Origin of the sequence: Actinomyces slackii (assembly GCF_900637295.1) — a bacterium.
GTDB lineage: Bacteria > Actinomycetota > Actinomycetes > Actinomycetales > Actinomycetaceae > Actinomyces > Actinomyces slackii.
Genome location: NZ_LR134363.1, coordinates 692,211 through 706,583 on the forward strand (window position 1 = coordinate 692,211; position 14,373 = coordinate 706,583).

A 14,373-nucleotide genomic window follows, 5' to 3' on the forward strand; every position below is an offset into this window, starting at 1 on the left:
GGTGGCGGCCCACCGGGCCGGGAGATAGGACTGCCCCGTCTCCCCGGGCCTGCGCTCAGGCCACGACCAAGCCCATCGTAACCGTATCGGGGCCGTTGCTGGGAAGTGAGGGTAGTGGTGTCCGTGGAATCGGCCGTGAGCGGTCTCACGGCGCCGCGACATGAAACGGATTGGACGGGGGAGCTCTCGGGAGGCTAATGTCATCCTCGCTTCGCGCGAGTGGCGGAATTGGTAGACGCGCACGGTTCAGGTCCGTGTGATCTAACGATCATGGGGGTTCGAGTCCCCCCTCGCGCACCGGCGACAAGGCCCGGGCCAAACGGTCCGGGCCTTGTGCTGTCTGTGCTGCCTTCCGGTACCACTGCCGATACCACTGCCGGCCGCCCGGGTCACTGGCGATACGTTGACGCCACGGCACGCCCGCGACGCCGTCGGCGCGCATCAGCGCGGCGGCGCCCTGTCAGCAGCAGCCGGTGGAGATCGACTCCTCGGCCAGGCGCGAGCGCGCCCGCCAGAACTCCCGCGAGCTCATGGGCGCGCAGCCCGGATGCTCGAGGGCATGCCGGGCCAGGTAGCGCTCGTAGGCGGACTCCCCGGTCATGTCCCGCCACAGGCTCCGCATCCGTGCCACCGCCGCCCGCATCCCGCCGCCTGTCGCGGCCGGGGAGCGGGACCCCGCCGCCAGGTGCTGCGCGTCTCGTGAGCGTCCCATGGGCGAGGCGCGCCCCGTCCTGGCCGTCCTGACCGTCCTGGACATCAGTGACCCGCGTGACTCTGGCGACTGGGGATGAGGGCCGGATCCCCCACCTGCTCGTACTCGGCCACCACCTTGCGGGCCAGGGGCGAGGCCACCATGGTCTCGGGAGCGAAGAAGTTCGACTCCTGGTAGGGGTCCTCCGAGGTCGAGGCGTCCCCGGTGCGCAGCACCGAGACCACCCGGATGATGGCGCAGACCATGGTGAAGGCCACCATGAGCAGGAAGACGATCGAGAGCGTGCCCTGGATGAAGGTGTTGCGCACAATCGCCTCCTGGACGGCGATCTCCTCGGGGTTGCTCAGCGTGGGCAGCAGGGCCCGGGCGTCGCGCCACTGCTGCCAGTAGCCGATGCGCGGGTCGGTGGAGAAGATCTTCTGCCAGGAGGCGGTGAAGGTCACCACCGTGTCGAAGACCAGGGGCACCAGCGGGATCCACACCCACTTGAGATATCCCTTGCGCACCACCATGACCGTGACCACCAGCAGGGCCACCGCGGCGATGAGCTGATTGGCGATGCCGAACAGCGGGTAGAGGGTCTGGATGCCGCCGCGCGGATCCGTGACGCCCATGAGAAGGAGGGAGCCCCAGGCGGCCACCACCGCCGCCGTCGTCCCCCAGGCGCCCACCCTCCAGGAGGGGTCGCGGAAGCGCGGGAAGGCGTTGCCCAGGGCGTCGGAGAGCTGGAAGCGGGCCACGCGGGTCACGGCGTCGACCGCCGAGAGGATGAACAGCGCCTCGAACATGATGGCGAAGTGGTACCAGAAGCCCATCATGGCCCTGCCCCCGCCGATCTGGTGGAGGATATGAGCCATGCCCACGCTCAGGGTGGGGGCGCCGCCGGTGCGCGAGACCACCGAAGGCTCCCCGACGTCGTCGGCCAGCTGGTGGAGGGCCTGCTCCCCGGTATAGGTGGTGGGGTTGCCGGCCTTGTCCCAGGACTCCCAGATCGGGTCCAGGGAGTTGCCGTGGGCGTCGGTCACCTCCAGCTTGCCAACCGCCGCATCAGCGATCTCCTCGGGCGAGGAGGCAGACGCCACCACCTCCGGCCCGGCCAGCTCCCCCAGGGTGGCGCTGGAGGTGTTCATGGCGAAGTACACCCCCGGGCTCAGGCTCACCGCGGCCGCCAGGGCCATGACCGCCACGAAGGACTCCATGAGCATGCCGGCGTAGCCGATCATCCGGGCCTGGGACTCCTTCTCGATCATCTTGGGGCTCGTGCCCGAGGAGACCATGGAGTGCATGCCGGACAGGGCCCCGCAGGCGATGGTGATGAACAGGAAGGGGAAGAGCGTGCCGGCGAAGACCGGGCCCTCGGTGTTGGAGGCGAACTCCGAGACGGCGGCCACCTCCACCAGGGGGCGCACGATGATGATGCCGGCGGCCAGGACCAGGATCGTGCCCACCTTCATGAAGGTCGACAGGTAGTCGCGAGGCGTCAGCAGCACCCAGACCGGAAGGACCGCCGCCAGGAAGCCGTAGATGATCATCGCCCACACCAGGGCCGTGGGGGACAGGTGCAGGTGCTCGCCGAAGGAGGACTCGGCCACCCAGCGCCCGCCGATGATGACGGCGATCAGCACGATGAATCCGGCCACCGAGACCTGGGTGATCCGGCCGGGCTGGACATAGCGCAGCCACAGGCCCATGCCCACGGCGATCGGGATGGTGCAGCCCACCGAGAACACGCCCCACGGCGACTCGGCCAGGGCGTTGACGCAGACCATCGCCAGGACGGCCAGGACGATCATGAGCATGACGAACACGACGATGGTCGCCACCGTCCCGCCGACCCTGCCGATCTCATCAGTGGCCATCTGTCCCAGGGAGCGGCCGCCGCGGCGCATGGAGAAGAACAGGACGAGCATGTCCTGGACCGCCCCGGCCACGAGCACGCCCAGGATGATCCACAGGGTGCCGGGCAGGTAGCCCATCTGCGCGGCCAGGACCGGGCCCACCAGGGGGCCGGCGCCGGCGATCGCCGCGAAGTGGTGGCCGTAGAGGACCACGCGGTGAGTGGGGTCGAAGTCGCGGCCGTTGTTGATGCGCTCGGCCGGAGTGGCGTTGGTGTCATCGGGGCGCATGATGCGGCGCTGGATGTACAGCGCGTAGAAGCGGTAGCCGATGGCGTAGGTGCACACGGCGGTGACCACGAACCAGATCGTGTTGACCTGCTCCCCGCGCCAGACGGCCAGCATCCACCAGCCCAGCACCCCCAGGGCGGTGATCACCGCCCATGCGGCGATTTTCTTCGGCGTCCAGGAGTTGTCAGGGCGGATCCCCACTGGCACCCCCTGTTTGTTGCGGATGATCCGCGCCTCTTCCTCGGCGGTGTATTCGGGCAGTTCTGTGTGCGTGGGCATGGGGACCGTCCTCGGCGTTGAGAGACGGGTCGGGTGGATAACCCGGCCCGATTGCCCCACTAGACTAGACCCGCGCGCCTCCGTGGGTAAGGACCCCGGGGCGGATCCTGGGCGCCTGTCGTCCTTAGGCGGCTATCAGGCTATCGGCCCTCGCGCGCGCCCCGGCGGGGCCGGGGCCCGGTGGGGCGCGCCATGAGCGCCGCCGCCTCCTGGGCGTAGGGGAAGCTCCCGGGACGGTAGTTGCAGGAGGCGTCCTCGGCGTGCAGGTCGCCAGTCATGTTGTAGGCCCGGGCACGGCTGCCCCCGCAGACGGACCTGTACTCGCAGGCCCCGCAGCGCCCCTTGAGCAGCTCGGGGTCGCGCACCCCGGTGAAGACCTCGGAGCTGCGGTAGATCTGGGTCAGGGAGGAGTCGCGCACATTCCCGGCGCTCTTCTCCAGGAAGCCCGAGGGCGTGACCTCCCCGGTGTGGGAGACGAACACGAAGCCGCTGCCGGAGCTGACGGTGATCGGCAGCCGACGACGGCGCTGCCCGGCATCCAGCCCGAGCTCGGCGATGCGCCCCCGCAGCTCGCGGTACAGCGGGCCGTAGCCCATGACGCGCATCATCTCCTCGCCGACGATGCCGCGCTCGGCGAGCACCTGGCGCTGCAAGCACACCCGCCTGAAGTGGTGGCCCTCCGTGGTGCGCACCGGGACGGTCTCGCCCATGTCGTAGAAGGCGCCCAGGACGTCCTCGACCTCGTCGGCGTCCAGGGCCCCCAGATCCACGCCGCGCCCGGTGGGCACCAGGAGGAATCCCGACCAGGTCATGGCCCCGTGCTCGCGCACGAGGGCGGCGATATCCGGCAGCTCGTGGACATTGTGGCGGGCCACCACCGAGTTGATCTGGACGCGCATGCCCAGCTCGCGGGCCGCCCGCCAGCCGGCGATCGTGCGGTCGAAGGTCCGCTCCAGCCCGCGGAAGGCGTCATGGGTGGCGGCCGTGGCGCCGTCGATGGACAGGGAGATGACATTGACCCCCGCCTCCTGGAGCTCGGCCAGGGCCTCCTTGGTGAGCCTGTCCGTTCCCGAGGGCGACAGAGCCACATGCAGCCCCAGGCCCGTGCCGTAGGCGGCCAGCTCGGCCAGGTCGGGGCGCTCGAAGCAGTCGCCCCCGGTGATGATGAAGATGACCGCGGGCTGGCCGAAGGAGGCGGCCTCATCCATGAGCGACTTGGCCTCCTCCAAGGACAGCTCGGCGGGACTGCGCAGGGGAACGGCCTCGGCCCGGCAGTGGCGGCAGGCCAGGGCGCAGGCGCGGGTCGCCTCCCAGGTCACCAGCATCGGGCGCTGGGCGGGGTCGTGGCGCTGCATCCGCACCGGTCGGGCGGGGCGGGCAGCGGGCGCTTGGGCAGGGCCGGCCCCCGGTGATGCGGGCTGCGCGGTGGTCACGATGACCATGCTAAAGGGCCATCACCGGGAGAGTCCGGACGGCCGCCCCGCCACGATGCGGCGCAGGGCTCAGGCTCGCCCCTGCGCCAGGGACTCCGGGGTGATGACCGGCAGGACCGACCAGGGGAAGTTGATCCACTTGTCGGTCTCCCGCCAGCAGTAGTCGGGCGTGAACACCGAGCGGGGCTTGCGGTAGATGACGGCGCTGCGGGCCTCGACATGCACCGTCTGGCCGCCCAGGTCCAGGCCCTCGTGGGCGAGCAGCTCCATGACCATCCGCAGGGTCTTGCCGGAGTCGGCGACGTCGTCGACCACCAGGACCTTCTTGCCGGGAAGCTCCGAGGCGTCCATGAGCGGCGGCAGGATGACCGGCTCCTCCAGGGTCTGGCCCACGCCGGTGTAGAACTCCACGTTCATGGCGCCCATGGCCTTGATGCCGATCGCGTAGCCGAGGGCGCCGGCGGGGATGAGGCCGCCGCGGGCGATGGCGATGATGAGATCGGGCATCCAGCCCGAGGCGACGATCTGGGCGGCCAGCTCGCGCTCAGCCCGCCCGAAGAGCTCCCAGGTGAGGTTCTCGCGCTCGGGATCGGCCGCGGTGGCGGCACCATCATCGAAGGGGGTCGTGGTGTGGGGCGTGCTGGGGGCGCTGGCGGCGTCGGCGGTGCTCACCCGTGACATGCTAGCCGCCCGATGGAGGATGGCGCCGCCGTCGACCGGCGGGGCGGCCCTGACTAGCATGACGGCATGCTCATTGCCTTCTCCGTCTCCCCGGTGACATCCCAGACCCCCGACGGATCGCTGAGCGAGGCCGTGGCGCGCGCCGTGAGAGTGGTGCGCGACTCCGGGCTGCCCAGCCAGACCACCGCCATGTTCACCACCATCGAGGGTGAGTGGGACGAGTGCATGGCCGTGGTCAAGGACGCCTGCCAGGCCGTGGCCGAGGTCAGCCCGCGTGTCTCCCTGGTCCTCAAGGCGGATATCCGCCCCGGCTGGAGCGGCCAGATGGAGGCCAAGGTCCAGCGCGTCGAGGACCACCTGCGCCAGGGCTGAGCAGGCGCCTGAGACGACTCAGCCCAGCAGCGCCAGGACCGCGGCGGCACTGCGCGCAGCCGCCACCTCGGCGCCGATGTGGAAGTCCTGCCCCGCCTCGGGCCCGCACAGGTCGGAGACTCCGCGCACCGAGATGAAGGGCAGGCCCGCGCTCGCGGCCACCTGCGCCAGGGCGGTGGACTCCATATCCGTGCTGACCGCCTCGGGGAAGGCCCGGCGGATATCAGCGACCGTGGCCGCCGTGACGAAGGAGTTTCCCGCCAGCATCTGCCCGGTGCGCAGGGAGGCCGCATGGGTGTCCAGGGCCGGGCCCGCCAGGGCGAGTCGCTCCAGCAGGCCCGCGTCGGCCTCGAAGGCCACGGGCTGCCCCGGGATCTGCCCGCGCGCGTAGCCGAAGGCCGTGGCATCGGCGTCGGCATAGGCCAGGTGGGTCGAGGCGCACACATCGCCGACCTCCACCTGGCGACCCAGCCCCCCGGCCGTTCCCGCCGAGACGACGGCCCCCGGGGTCACCCGCCCCAGCGTCCCGGCCAGGGCGCTGGCCGCGGCCACCAGTCCGATCCCACTGCGGATGAGGATCAGCTCGCGCCCGCCCAGATCCAGGCTCCAGGCCCGAGCACCCGGCAGGTCCAGGTCGCCGTCGCGCCGGGGCAGCGCCTCCAGGAAGGGGGCCGCCTCCACGTCCATGGCGACCGAGACGATGACAGGTGAGGAGGTCGATAGCATCCGGCTCACCGCTCCTTCTCATCGGTCCTCGCGCGGCGAGACCAGCTATTCAGTGCTCTTGTCACGCGTTGCGCATCCTCGGGCCTGGGCTCGCCCTGGATCGGTTCGCTCAGACCGATGATCACCGCTTCGACCACGTGACGCAGGAGCACGCGCGGGTCGCTGTCGTCGGCGCCCTGGCAGGCGTGATCACTCTCCGAGGCGATGGAGTCGAGGAAGAAGGCTGCCAGCACATCCGCCAGGGTCTCGGGCGAGACCCTGGGGTGACGCCCCATCCGGGCGAGCGCGTCCTGCACGGTCCCCGCCACCAGCGAGGAGAACTGCTCGCGGCGCGCCACCGGGATCTCCTCAGCCTCGGGGCTGCGCATGCGATAGAGCCGATACTCGGTGGTCAGGATGTACATGGTGCGGCCCTCGGGCCGGATGGCGTCGAGCACCTCCATGAGCGTGTCCACGCTGGGAGGGCCCTCGATGGCCTCCACCGCCTCGCGCAACTGGTGGGCCAGGAACTCGGCCCGTGCCACGATCGCCTCGCGCAGGACCTCCTCGACCGAGGAGTAGTTCGAGTAGAAGGCGCCTCGTGTAAAGCCCGCCTTCTTGACGATGTCGTCGATCCGAGTGCTGGCGATGCCCTTGGACGCGACGACGTCGGCCGCGGCCTCGACCAGCCGGGCGCGCGTGTTCTCCCGCTTGCGCAGGCTGCGCTCGCGGCTCCGGCCGGCGGCGCGGGCGCGTGTGGGGGAGGCGGTGGAAGGGCACATGAGGCCTCCAAGGGTACGCCGGTGCACGGGTCTGGACGACTGAGCAGTGACAGGGAGCACAGGGTCGCACGTTTCGATACGTTACCGTACTGAATACACTCACGTACTGAAATTGATCCCGACGGAAAGCGCTGCTCATGTCCTCCCTCCTTCACCGGCTCGGCCGCTGGTGCGCCGGTCATGCCGGACGCGTACTGGCCGCCTGGTTCCTGCTCATCGCCCTGCTCGGCGGTGCCGTCAGTGCTGTGGGCATGCACCTCTCGGACTCCTTCGCCATCTCCGGCACCGAGTCCATGGATGGCTTGGAGGTGCTCGAGGAGCGCCTTCCCCAGGCGGCCGGCACCAGTGAGCAGGTCTTGTTCACCGCCTCCGACGGCCAGATCGAGAACCACCGCGAAGCCATCGAGGGCTTCGTGCAGCAGGTCAGCGGGCTCGACGGCGTGGCCCTGGTCTCCAGTCCCTTCGGCGATCAGGACACCGGTGCCCCCTCCACCGTCTCCCGGGATGGCGCGCACGTCCTGGTTCAGATCCAGGCCGATTCCTCAGTGGGCTCGATCACCTCAGGCACTACCGACCGAGCGACCGAGCTCTCCCGCGATCTGGAGGACCTGGCCCAGGACGCCCAGGAGACCGACCCCGCACTGAGAGTCCAACTCGGCGGCAACATCGGCCAGAACGTGGGTATCGGCATCTCGGCGACCGAGCTCATTGGCGTCGTCATCGCAGCGGTGGTCCTATTCATCACCTTCGGGTCCTTCCTGGCCGCCGGTGCCCCCATCCTGGCCGCCCTCATCGGAGTGGGCAGCGGCATGCTCGGCATCTTGCTGACGGCCGCAGTCGTCGACATCAACTCCACCACCCCGGTCCTGGCTGTGATGATCGGCCTGGCTGTCGGCATCGACTACGCCCTGTTCATCCTCTCCCGCGCCCGGGAGTACCTGGCCGAGGGCATTGCCCCCATCGAGGCGGCCGGGCGCGCGACCGCCACCTCCGGCAGCGCCGTCGTCTTCGCCGGGATCACAGTCATCGTGGCCCTATGCGGCCTGAGCGTGGCCCGTATTGGCTTCCTGACCACCATGGGCCTGGCCTCGGTCGCAGTCGTGGCCGTCTCGGTGCTTGTTGCACTCACCGTCGTGCCCGCCCTCATCGGGCTCATCGGCACGCGCCTCATGCCCCGGTTACCACGGTCTTCACGCCGTGACGCACGCGCCCGCCGCGGCAGGTCCAGCGGCCCCGCTGCCCGCTGGGTTCGCGTCGCCACCCGCCGCCCCTGGCTGACCATCAGCGCCGTCGTCGTGCTCCTGGGCCTGTGCGCCGTGCCCATCACCGGCCTGCGCCTGGCCCTGACCGACAACGGCTTCGAGGCCGAGGGCACCCAGCGGCGCCAGACCTACGACGCCATCTCCGAGGCCTACGGGGAGGGTTACAACTCGCCCATCATCGTCATCGCTGACATCACCAACACCTCCGACCCCCGGAAAGCCGTCGATGAGCTCGCCCAGGAGGTCTCCTCCCTCGATGGCGTGGAGGAGGTCGCGCTGGCGACCCCCAATGAGGACGGCACCCTCGCCTTCATCCAGATCCGCCCCGAGAAGTCCCAGGCGGACCCCGGCACCATGGACCTGGTGCGCGAGATCCGCGATCGCGCCGGGGACTATGAGAGGGCCCACGGGGTCACCGACATCATGGTCACCGGTCAGACAGCCGTGGCCATCGACGTGGCCGAGTCCCTCAACGCCTCTCTTCTGCCCTTCGGCATCGTCGTGGTGGGCCTGTCCCTCTTCCTGCTCATGATCGTCTTCCGCTCCGTGGCCGTCCCTGTGACCGCCACCCTGGGATACCTCCTGTCCCTGGCAGCCGGCATGGGGGCAGTAGGAGCCGTCTTCGGCTGGGGCTGGGCGGCCGACCTGCTGGCCGTGACCAGGGTCGGCGCTGTCATCTCCTTCCTGCCCGTCATCGTGATGGGCGTGCTCTTCGGCCTGGCCATGGACTATGAGGTCTTCCTCGTCTCACGTATGCGCGAGGAGTGGATCCGCCGCCGCCCCGCGGACTCGGCCTCGCCCGAGCAGCGGCGCAGGGCCGCAGTGGAAGCCGTCGAGTCCGGGTTCACCGGCTCCGCAACGGTGGTGGGGGCTGCCGCCGTCATCATGATCGGCGTCTTCGCGGCCTTCATCCACACCGACAACGTCTACGTCAAGCCCATCGCCCTGGGCCTGAGCGTGGGCATCGTCGCGGACGCCTTCCTCGTGCGCATGACCCTGGTGCCCGCCATCATGGCAGCCCTGGGGGACAGGGCCTGGTGGCTGCCCGCATGGCTCGACCGGCAGCTGCCCGTCATCGATGTTGAGGGGGAGGGGCTGAGCCGCACCCTGGAGCACGAGGAGTGGAGCGCCTCCTACGGGCGTGCCGTCGTGCGCGCCGAGGGCCTGAGGCTGGCCGATGCCGAGGGCACGGTCATCGAGGGACTCGACCTGGTCCTGAGACCCGGAGAGATCGGGCTCCTGCGCGCCCCCTCGCTGCTGGCCCGCCGCGCTCTGGCGGCCGCTCTGGGAGGGCGGTTGCGGCCCGCCGACGGACTGCTGGTGGTGGATGATCACGTCCTGCCCGACGGCACGGCCTCCATCCAGTCGGTGACCACCTCGCTGCGCCACTGGGACCAGGACGTGCCCGAGCACGTGCGACTCGTCGTCGTGGACGACCCGGGCAAGAGGCGCTGGAGGCGGATCCATGACCTGGCCTCCTCCGGGATGGCCGTCCTGGTGACGCTGGCCGAGGGCGCTGCCCTGGACATGCCCGAGTCCGACCATCCGAGTGTCGGATCTGATCGGGGTCCCTGGCCCGCCGTTGTCGTCGATATCGATACAGCGGGGCGCGCAACCACCCTGACCGGGCCCTCGCAACCTCGGCGTCCGGTGCAGGAGCAGTCTCAGTGCCCGCACGACCCCGGCGTATCCACCGATACGCCACCCGACGCATCCACCGACCAGACCCATGGAAGCGAGGTCCGCGCATGAAGCGCCGCACACTTATCACCGCCCTGCTCCTGACCCTCCTGCCAGCCCTGACCGGGTTCCTCATCATCTTCTCGGCCACCACGCCCCAGGAGGAGTCGGCCTCTGTGCGGGCCGCTGTCGTCAACTTGGACGTGCCCGCCACCACCGCTGATGGGACCACCCTGCCCGCGGGGCGCCTCCTCCTGGGACGCCTGACGGATCCGCAGGCGGCGCTGACCGCCGAGTCGCGGACTGCCTCCGAGGAGCTGGCCCTCACCACCCTCGACTACTCCGTGGTGGGTGCTGACACCGCCGAGCAGGGGCTGACCGATGGAACCTATGACGTCGTCATCACCATCCCCGCCGACTTCTCCTCTTCCATGGCCTCCACCCTGGACGGCACCCCCGCGCGGGCGCCGATCACCATCGAGACCGCGCGGGCCGCCTCGGCCGAGGTCAGGACCATGAGTCAATCGGCGGTTGACGACGCCGCCACCAGCCTGGGCACCACCATCACCCTGTCCTACCTCACCGGCAGCCTTGAGGGGATGACCACGTTGTCGACCTCCCTGGACGAGGCCGCCACCGGGGCATCGAGTCTGTCCGAGGGTGTGAGCTCCTACACCGGTGCCGTGGACAGCCTGCGCACCACCGTCACTACGGCCGATCCTTCCACCGGATACGATCTCGCCGGCGGAGCCGGTGCCGCTGCCTCGGGAGCTGCCCAGGCCCACGAGCTGTGCGTAGCCAGTCACGGTGCCAGCGACCCCACCTGTCAGGCGCTCACCCAGGTAGCCGGCGCGACCAGCGCGGTCTCGGGAGCCATCGGCTCGAGCACCGACGTCTACGACCCTGCCACCGGAACGGGGCGAAGCGTCGTCGGAGTGCTCAATACCCTGTCCTCGCAGTCATCCACCCTCACTAACGGGGCCTCCTCCATCAGTACCGGCCTGACCGAGGCCGCCGACTCGGTGCCCTCCTACGACGAGGAGGAGGTCTCGTCCCTGGCTGAGGGTCTTAGCCAGCCGGTCTCCGTGGATTCCAGCCCCGCCTCCCAAGTGAGAGCCGCTGACGGTGCCGCCCCGGCGGCTTGCGCCATTGCGCTGTGGATTGGGGCTCTCATCACGGTCCACGGCCTGGGAGTCATGAGCCGGAGGGCTGTGGAGTCTGCCGCCGCGCCCGGGCGCCTGGCCTGGCGCTCACTGCGGCCCGCCCTGGGCCTGTCGGTCCTCCAGGGTCTGATGCTGGTCGGGGCGATGGCCGTCGCCGGCATTGCTCTGGGCAACGCCGCCGCGCTCACAGCCGTCCTGGTGCTGGGGGCGGTGACGATGACCCTGCTGCACGCAGCGCTGACCGCAGGGCTGGGCGGGCGCGCAGGTATCGCTGTCTCCCTGCTCGCCCTCGTCCTCCAGGTGGCAGCGCTGGGTAGCGCGGCCCCATCGGGGGGAGTGGGGGATCTCCTTGCCTACGTCCGTGGCATCGCACCCCTCAACATCGCCGTCGATGCGCTGAGCACCGTCATGGCCGGTTCTGGTGGGGGATCCGGGATGGGTCTGTGGGCGTGCGTGGCGCTTCTGGTCGTATGGGCGGCGGCCGGTGGAGCAGTCGCGGTCCTAGCGGTGCGTCGTCGGCGCTCCACCAGTCTGGGTGAGCTGCGACAGCAGCTGGCCGAGGCCTGAGGGGTCGGCTACTCGCGGGCAGCATCAAAGGCGGAGCCGGTTCCGGGAGGGATCACCCTCCCAGAACCGGCTCCGCTCGCAGCGTTGTCGCGCTGAGACGGTGCCTCCGGGGGCCGCCTCCATGTCCATGGCGGTCCATGGCGACCGAGACGATGACAGGTGATGAGGCCGGTGAGGCCACTGAGGTCATGACCCGAGACTACGCGTCCGGATCCCAGGCGCCCGAGCCGGTGCGCTCGGCTCTGGCCGTGACAATCGCCGCCGGGCTCAGTGGCCGCACTCGATCCCGCCGCAGCAGGAAGTCCCCGATCCTGGTGGGCCAGGACACGCGGTTGATCCGCGGCCACCGCAGCGACACGTAGTCCACGGCGTCGTCGACCTCCAGGCGGCGCGTTGAATTGCCCACCCGCACCCACAGCTCGGCGTCCCGGCCCTTGGAGCGCAGGTAGACCGGCCAGGGAGCGGGGGGCACGGTGATTCGGCACACCTCGGCGTCGCCCTGCGGCGTCGGGGCGAAGTCCACCAGGGGCAGGGCCGCGGCATTGGTGCCCAGGCGGGTGCGCCACATGTCGCGCAGCCACAACTCGAAGCGATCGGCGTCGGGCTGCTTGAGGGTCGTGTAGTCCGGGCCCAGGCCGATGAGGGTGCCGTCGTCGTCCACGCCCAGCAGCAGCGTGCCGCCCGATGAGTTGAGGAAGGCGGTCACCGTCTTGGCCACCACGGTCTCCATGGCCTCATCGCGCTTGTCAGTGCGCAGATTCCAGCGCGCCGAGGACTTGAACTCCAGGCGGTCGGACTCACCGAGCCGGGCCATCTCCGCGATCGGGGCCAGGACCCGGTGGCGCTGGCGCTGCGCCAGGATCGCCGAGGCCACGATCAGTACGACGGCGGCCACCGAGCAGGCGGTGATGAGCATCTTGGGGGACATGAGGTCCTCGGCCTGGAACAGCCAGGCCGATAGCAGCAGCCCCAGCCACAAACCCATGAGGGTGATGAGGGTGGCGGCCGAATCCGAGACCGTCACCCGGCCGCGCAGCAGGAAGCGCGTGAGACGGCCGACCAGGAAGGAGGTGAGAACCAGTGTGGGCTGGGAGAGCACCCACCAGATCAGCGAGGGATTGGCGGGACCGGTGAGAAGGGTGTCCATCGGGTCAGGTGGCCGGCTGGGCATCGGCGGAGCCCGATGCGCTGTCAGTGCCGGCTCTCGCCATGACGGCCTCCCACTGGTCGCGGCGCTCCACGAAGGCGCGCACCGCCTGCTGGGCGGCGGCCAGGGAGTGGTTGGCGCCCCAGCCGCACTGGACCTCGTTGGCGGCGGGGACCTCGGTGGCCTCCAGCAGGTCGCGGCAGGTGGCCTCGAGCAGCTCCAGGAACTGCGGGGTCTCCACGCCCAGCATGAGGGCGTAGAAGCCGGTCTGGCAGCCCATGGGGGAGAAGTCGATGAGACGGTCGGTGTGGGCCCGCATGAGCTCAGCGCTCAGGTGCTCGATGGAATGGACCGCCTTCATCTCCAGGTGCTCGCGGTTGGGCTGGCATAGGCGCACGTCGTACTTGATGAGGACATCCCCGCCGGGAAGCTCCTTGCGGTCGGCCACCCGGACGTAGGGCGCGGACACGGCCGTGTGATCAAGATTGAAGGACTCGACTCGCATGCGGGGCTGACTCATGCGCCAAGCCTACGGGCCTGGGGCAGGATGGGGCCATGAGCTCACTGGCACGTATCATCGCCGGGCCTGACCGCGCCCCGACCCTGGTGCTGCTGCACGGCATCACCGGGTCCGCCATATCCCTGGCCGGGGCGATCGATCACTGGGTGGGGCGGGGCCTGCGCGTGGTGGCGGTTGATGCCCGCGGTCACGGGCTCTCACCGCGATGGTCCCCCGAGCAGATCGAGCGCGCCGGTGAGGTCCTGGTCGAGGACCTGGTGGAGGTCCTGGAGGGTCTGGGGCCGGCCGGCCGGTCCGCGCCCCCGGGTGTCGGGCCGGTGGTCATCGGCCACTCCATGGGCGCGGCGACCGCCATGGTGGTGGCTGGCCGTCGCCCCGACCTCATGGCGGGAGTGGTTCTGGAGGACCCCGCCCTCTACGGCACGCGCAGCCCTGAGGAGCTGGTGGCGCGAGGCGCCGCGCGCGAGCGGGCCCGAGCCGCCGAGGCCGCGGACCCGGCCGGCTCCCTGGCCCGCTCCACGGCCCTGCCCACCGAGATCCTGCCCGGCGTGTGGGCCGCCCAGCGCACGGACCCCGCGCTGCTGCGCTCCGGCGTGGTGTGCCCCGAGGTCCCCTGGCGCCAGGCCGTGGAGGAGATGGGCGTGCCGGCTCTCCTGGTGACAGGCGATGGGCAGGGCGCGCGCGTGGGGCCGCAGGGCCTGGAGGTCATGGCCGGTCTCAATCCGCGGCTGGAGGGCGTGGTCATCCCCGGCGCGGGCCATCAGGTCAGGCGCTTCGCCCCCGAGGCCTTCTACGCGGCGGTTGACGCCTGGCTGGAGCGCCTGGGAGTTGCGGCAAGCCGCTGAGGGCGACGTTGTCCACGGTGAACAACTTTAAGCGGGATTCGCCTCGGTTGCGCTGAGGAGGCGCGAGTAAACCCGCAGGTCAGACAGCATTTGCTTCCC

General features: G+C 70.2%; 12 protein-coding genes and 1 tRNA gene. 5 read left to right on the forward strand and 8 right to left on the reverse strand.

Annotation, left to right across the window (positions count from 1 at the left end):
* The first annotated feature begins 213 nt into the window (after window positions 1-213).
* Window positions 214-297 (forward strand) — tRNA-Leu (locus EL266_RS02850).
* 163 nt (window positions 298-460) lie between these two features.
* Here the strand turns inward: EL266_RS02850 and EL266_RS13970 are convergent.
* The 4 genes from EL266_RS13970 to EL266_RS02870 form a co-directional block, all read right to left on the reverse strand.
* Window positions 461-757, reverse strand: a complete 297-nt coding sequence (locus tag EL266_RS13970; protein WP_331852936.1) for a YbdD/YjiX family protein — start codon at window positions 755-757, stop codon at window positions 461-463.
* The gene (locus EL266_RS02860) at window positions 757-3,117 is read right to left on the reverse strand and encodes a carbon starvation CstA family protein (RefSeq protein WP_026426286.1); all 2,361 of its coding nucleotides are present in this window, start codon (window positions 3,115-3,117) and stop codon (window positions 757-759) included. The genes EL266_RS13970 and EL266_RS02860 overlap by 1 nt, the downstream gene beginning before the upstream one ends.
* A gap of 140 nt (window positions 3,118-3,257) precedes the next feature.
* Window positions 3,258-4,550 carry a TIGR04053 family radical SAM/SPASM domain-containing protein gene (locus EL266_RS02865; RefSeq protein WP_232012095.1) on the reverse strand — a complete coding sequence of 431 codons (1,293 nt, stop codon included), beginning with the start codon at window positions 4,548-4,550 and terminating at the stop codon, window positions 3,258-3,260.
* A 69-nt stretch (window positions 4,551-4,619) separates the two neighbouring features.
* A complete protein-coding gene (locus EL266_RS02870; protein WP_051280976.1) occupies window positions 4,620-5,231 on the reverse strand; it encodes a phosphoribosyltransferase in 612 nt (203 codons plus the stop codon).
* 66 nt (window positions 5,232-5,297) lie between these two features.
* On the opposite strand from EL266_RS02870, the gene EL266_RS02875 reads away from it, so the two are divergent.
* Entirely contained in the window at window positions 5,298-5,603 is a 306-nt protein-coding gene (locus EL266_RS02875) for a thiamine-binding protein (protein WP_026426288.1), read from the forward strand.
* Between the two features lie 18 nt (window positions 5,604-5,621).
* Here EL266_RS02875 and mtnN read toward each other — a convergent pair whose 3' ends face one another.
* Together mtnN and EL266_RS02885 are read right to left on the reverse strand one after the other, a co-directional pair.
* Window positions 5,622-6,329, reverse strand: coding sequence for a 5'-methylthioadenosine/S-adenosylhomocysteine nucleosidase (mtnN, locus tag EL266_RS02880; protein WP_197719266.1), 708 nt, complete (start codon window positions 6,327-6,329; stop codon window positions 5,622-5,624).
* Window positions 6,330-6,334: 5 nt separating this feature from the next.
* Entirely contained in the window at window positions 6,335-7,090 is a 756-nt protein-coding gene (locus tag EL266_RS02885; protein ID WP_084500447.1) for a TetR/AcrR family transcriptional regulator, read from the reverse strand.
* A 137-nt stretch (window positions 7,091-7,227) separates the two neighbouring features.
* On the opposite strand from EL266_RS02885, the gene EL266_RS02890 reads away from it, so the two are divergent.
* Together EL266_RS02890 and EL266_RS02895 are read left to right on the forward strand one after the other, a co-directional pair.
* Window positions 7,228-10,104 (forward strand): MMPL family transporter, encoded by a 2,877-nt coding sequence (locus EL266_RS02890; protein WP_084500449.1) that lies wholly within the window; start codon window positions 7,228-7,230, stop codon window positions 10,102-10,104.
* Window positions 10,101-11,762: a hypothetical protein gene (locus EL266_RS02895; RefSeq protein ID WP_026426290.1), complete on the forward strand. Its 1,662-nt coding sequence runs from the start codon at window positions 10,101-10,103 to the stop codon at window positions 11,760-11,762. Before EL266_RS02890 ends, EL266_RS02895 begins: the two co-directional genes overlap by 4 nt.
* Window positions 11,763-11,961: 199 nt before the next feature.
* Here EL266_RS02895 and EL266_RS02900 read toward each other — a convergent pair whose 3' ends face one another.
* Window positions 11,962-12,909, reverse strand: a complete 948-nt coding sequence (locus EL266_RS02900) for an AlbA family DNA-binding domain-containing protein (RefSeq protein ID WP_026426291.1) — start codon at window positions 12,907-12,909, stop codon at window positions 11,962-11,964.
* A 4-nt stretch (window positions 12,910-12,913) separates the two neighbouring features.
* Window positions 12,914-13,429, reverse strand: coding sequence for an S-ribosylhomocysteine lyase (locus EL266_RS02905; RefSeq protein WP_026426292.1), 516 nt, complete (start codon window positions 13,427-13,429; stop codon window positions 12,914-12,916).
* Between the two features lie 35 nt (window positions 13,430-13,464).
* Between EL266_RS02905 and EL266_RS02910 the strand changes: the two genes are divergently transcribed.
* Window positions 13,465-14,274, forward strand: a complete 810-nt coding sequence (locus EL266_RS02910) for an alpha/beta fold hydrolase (protein ID WP_026426293.1) — start codon at window positions 13,465-13,467, stop codon at window positions 14,272-14,274.
* The last annotated feature ends 99 nt before the right edge of the window (window positions 14,275-14,373 follow it).

What these genes read in the sequence shown, in the direction of transcription:
- EL266_RS02875 (WP_026426288.1), top strand. Translation starts at nt 5,298, where the DNA reads ATGCTCATTGCCTTCTCCGTCTCCCCGGTGACATCCCAGACCCCCGAC.
- EL266_RS02910 (WP_026426293.1), top strand. Translation starts at nt 13,465, where the DNA reads ATGAGCTCACTGGCACGTATCATCGCCGGGCCTGACCGCGCCCCGACC.
- EL266_RS02870 (WP_051280976.1), bottom strand. Translation starts at nt 5,231, where the DNA reads ATGTCACGGGTGAGCACCGCCGACGCCGCCAGCGCCCCCAGCACGCCC.
- EL266_RS02900 (WP_026426291.1), bottom strand. Translation starts at nt 12,909, where the DNA reads ATGGACACCCTTCTCACCGGTCCCGCCAATCCCTCGCTGATCTGGTGG.
- EL266_RS02905 (WP_026426292.1), bottom strand. Translation starts at nt 13,429, where the DNA reads ATGAGTCAGCCCCGCATGCGAGTCGAGTCCTTCAATCTTGATCACACG.
- EL266_RS02860 (WP_026426286.1), bottom strand. Translation starts at nt 3,117, where the DNA reads ATGCCCACGCACACAGAACTGCCCGAATACACCGCCGAGGAAGAGGCG.
- EL266_RS02895 (WP_026426290.1), top strand. Translation starts at nt 10,101, where the DNA reads ATGAAGCGCCGCACACTTATCACCGCCCTGCTCCTGACCCTCCTGCCA.
- mtnN (WP_197719266.1), bottom strand. Translation starts at nt 6,329, where the DNA reads ATGCTATCGACCTCCTCACCTGTCATCGTCTCGGTCGCCATGGACGTG.
- EL266_RS13970 (WP_331852936.1), bottom strand. Translation starts at nt 757, where the DNA reads ATGTCCAGGACGGTCAGGACGGCCAGGACGGGGCGCGCCTCGCCCATG.
- EL266_RS02885 (WP_084500447.1), bottom strand. Translation starts at nt 7,090, where the DNA reads ATGTGCCCTTCCACCGCCTCCCCCACACGCGCCCGCGCCGCCGGCCGG.
- EL266_RS02890 (WP_084500449.1), top strand. Translation starts at nt 7,228, where the DNA reads ATGTCCTCCCTCCTTCACCGGCTCGGCCGCTGGTGCGCCGGTCATGCC.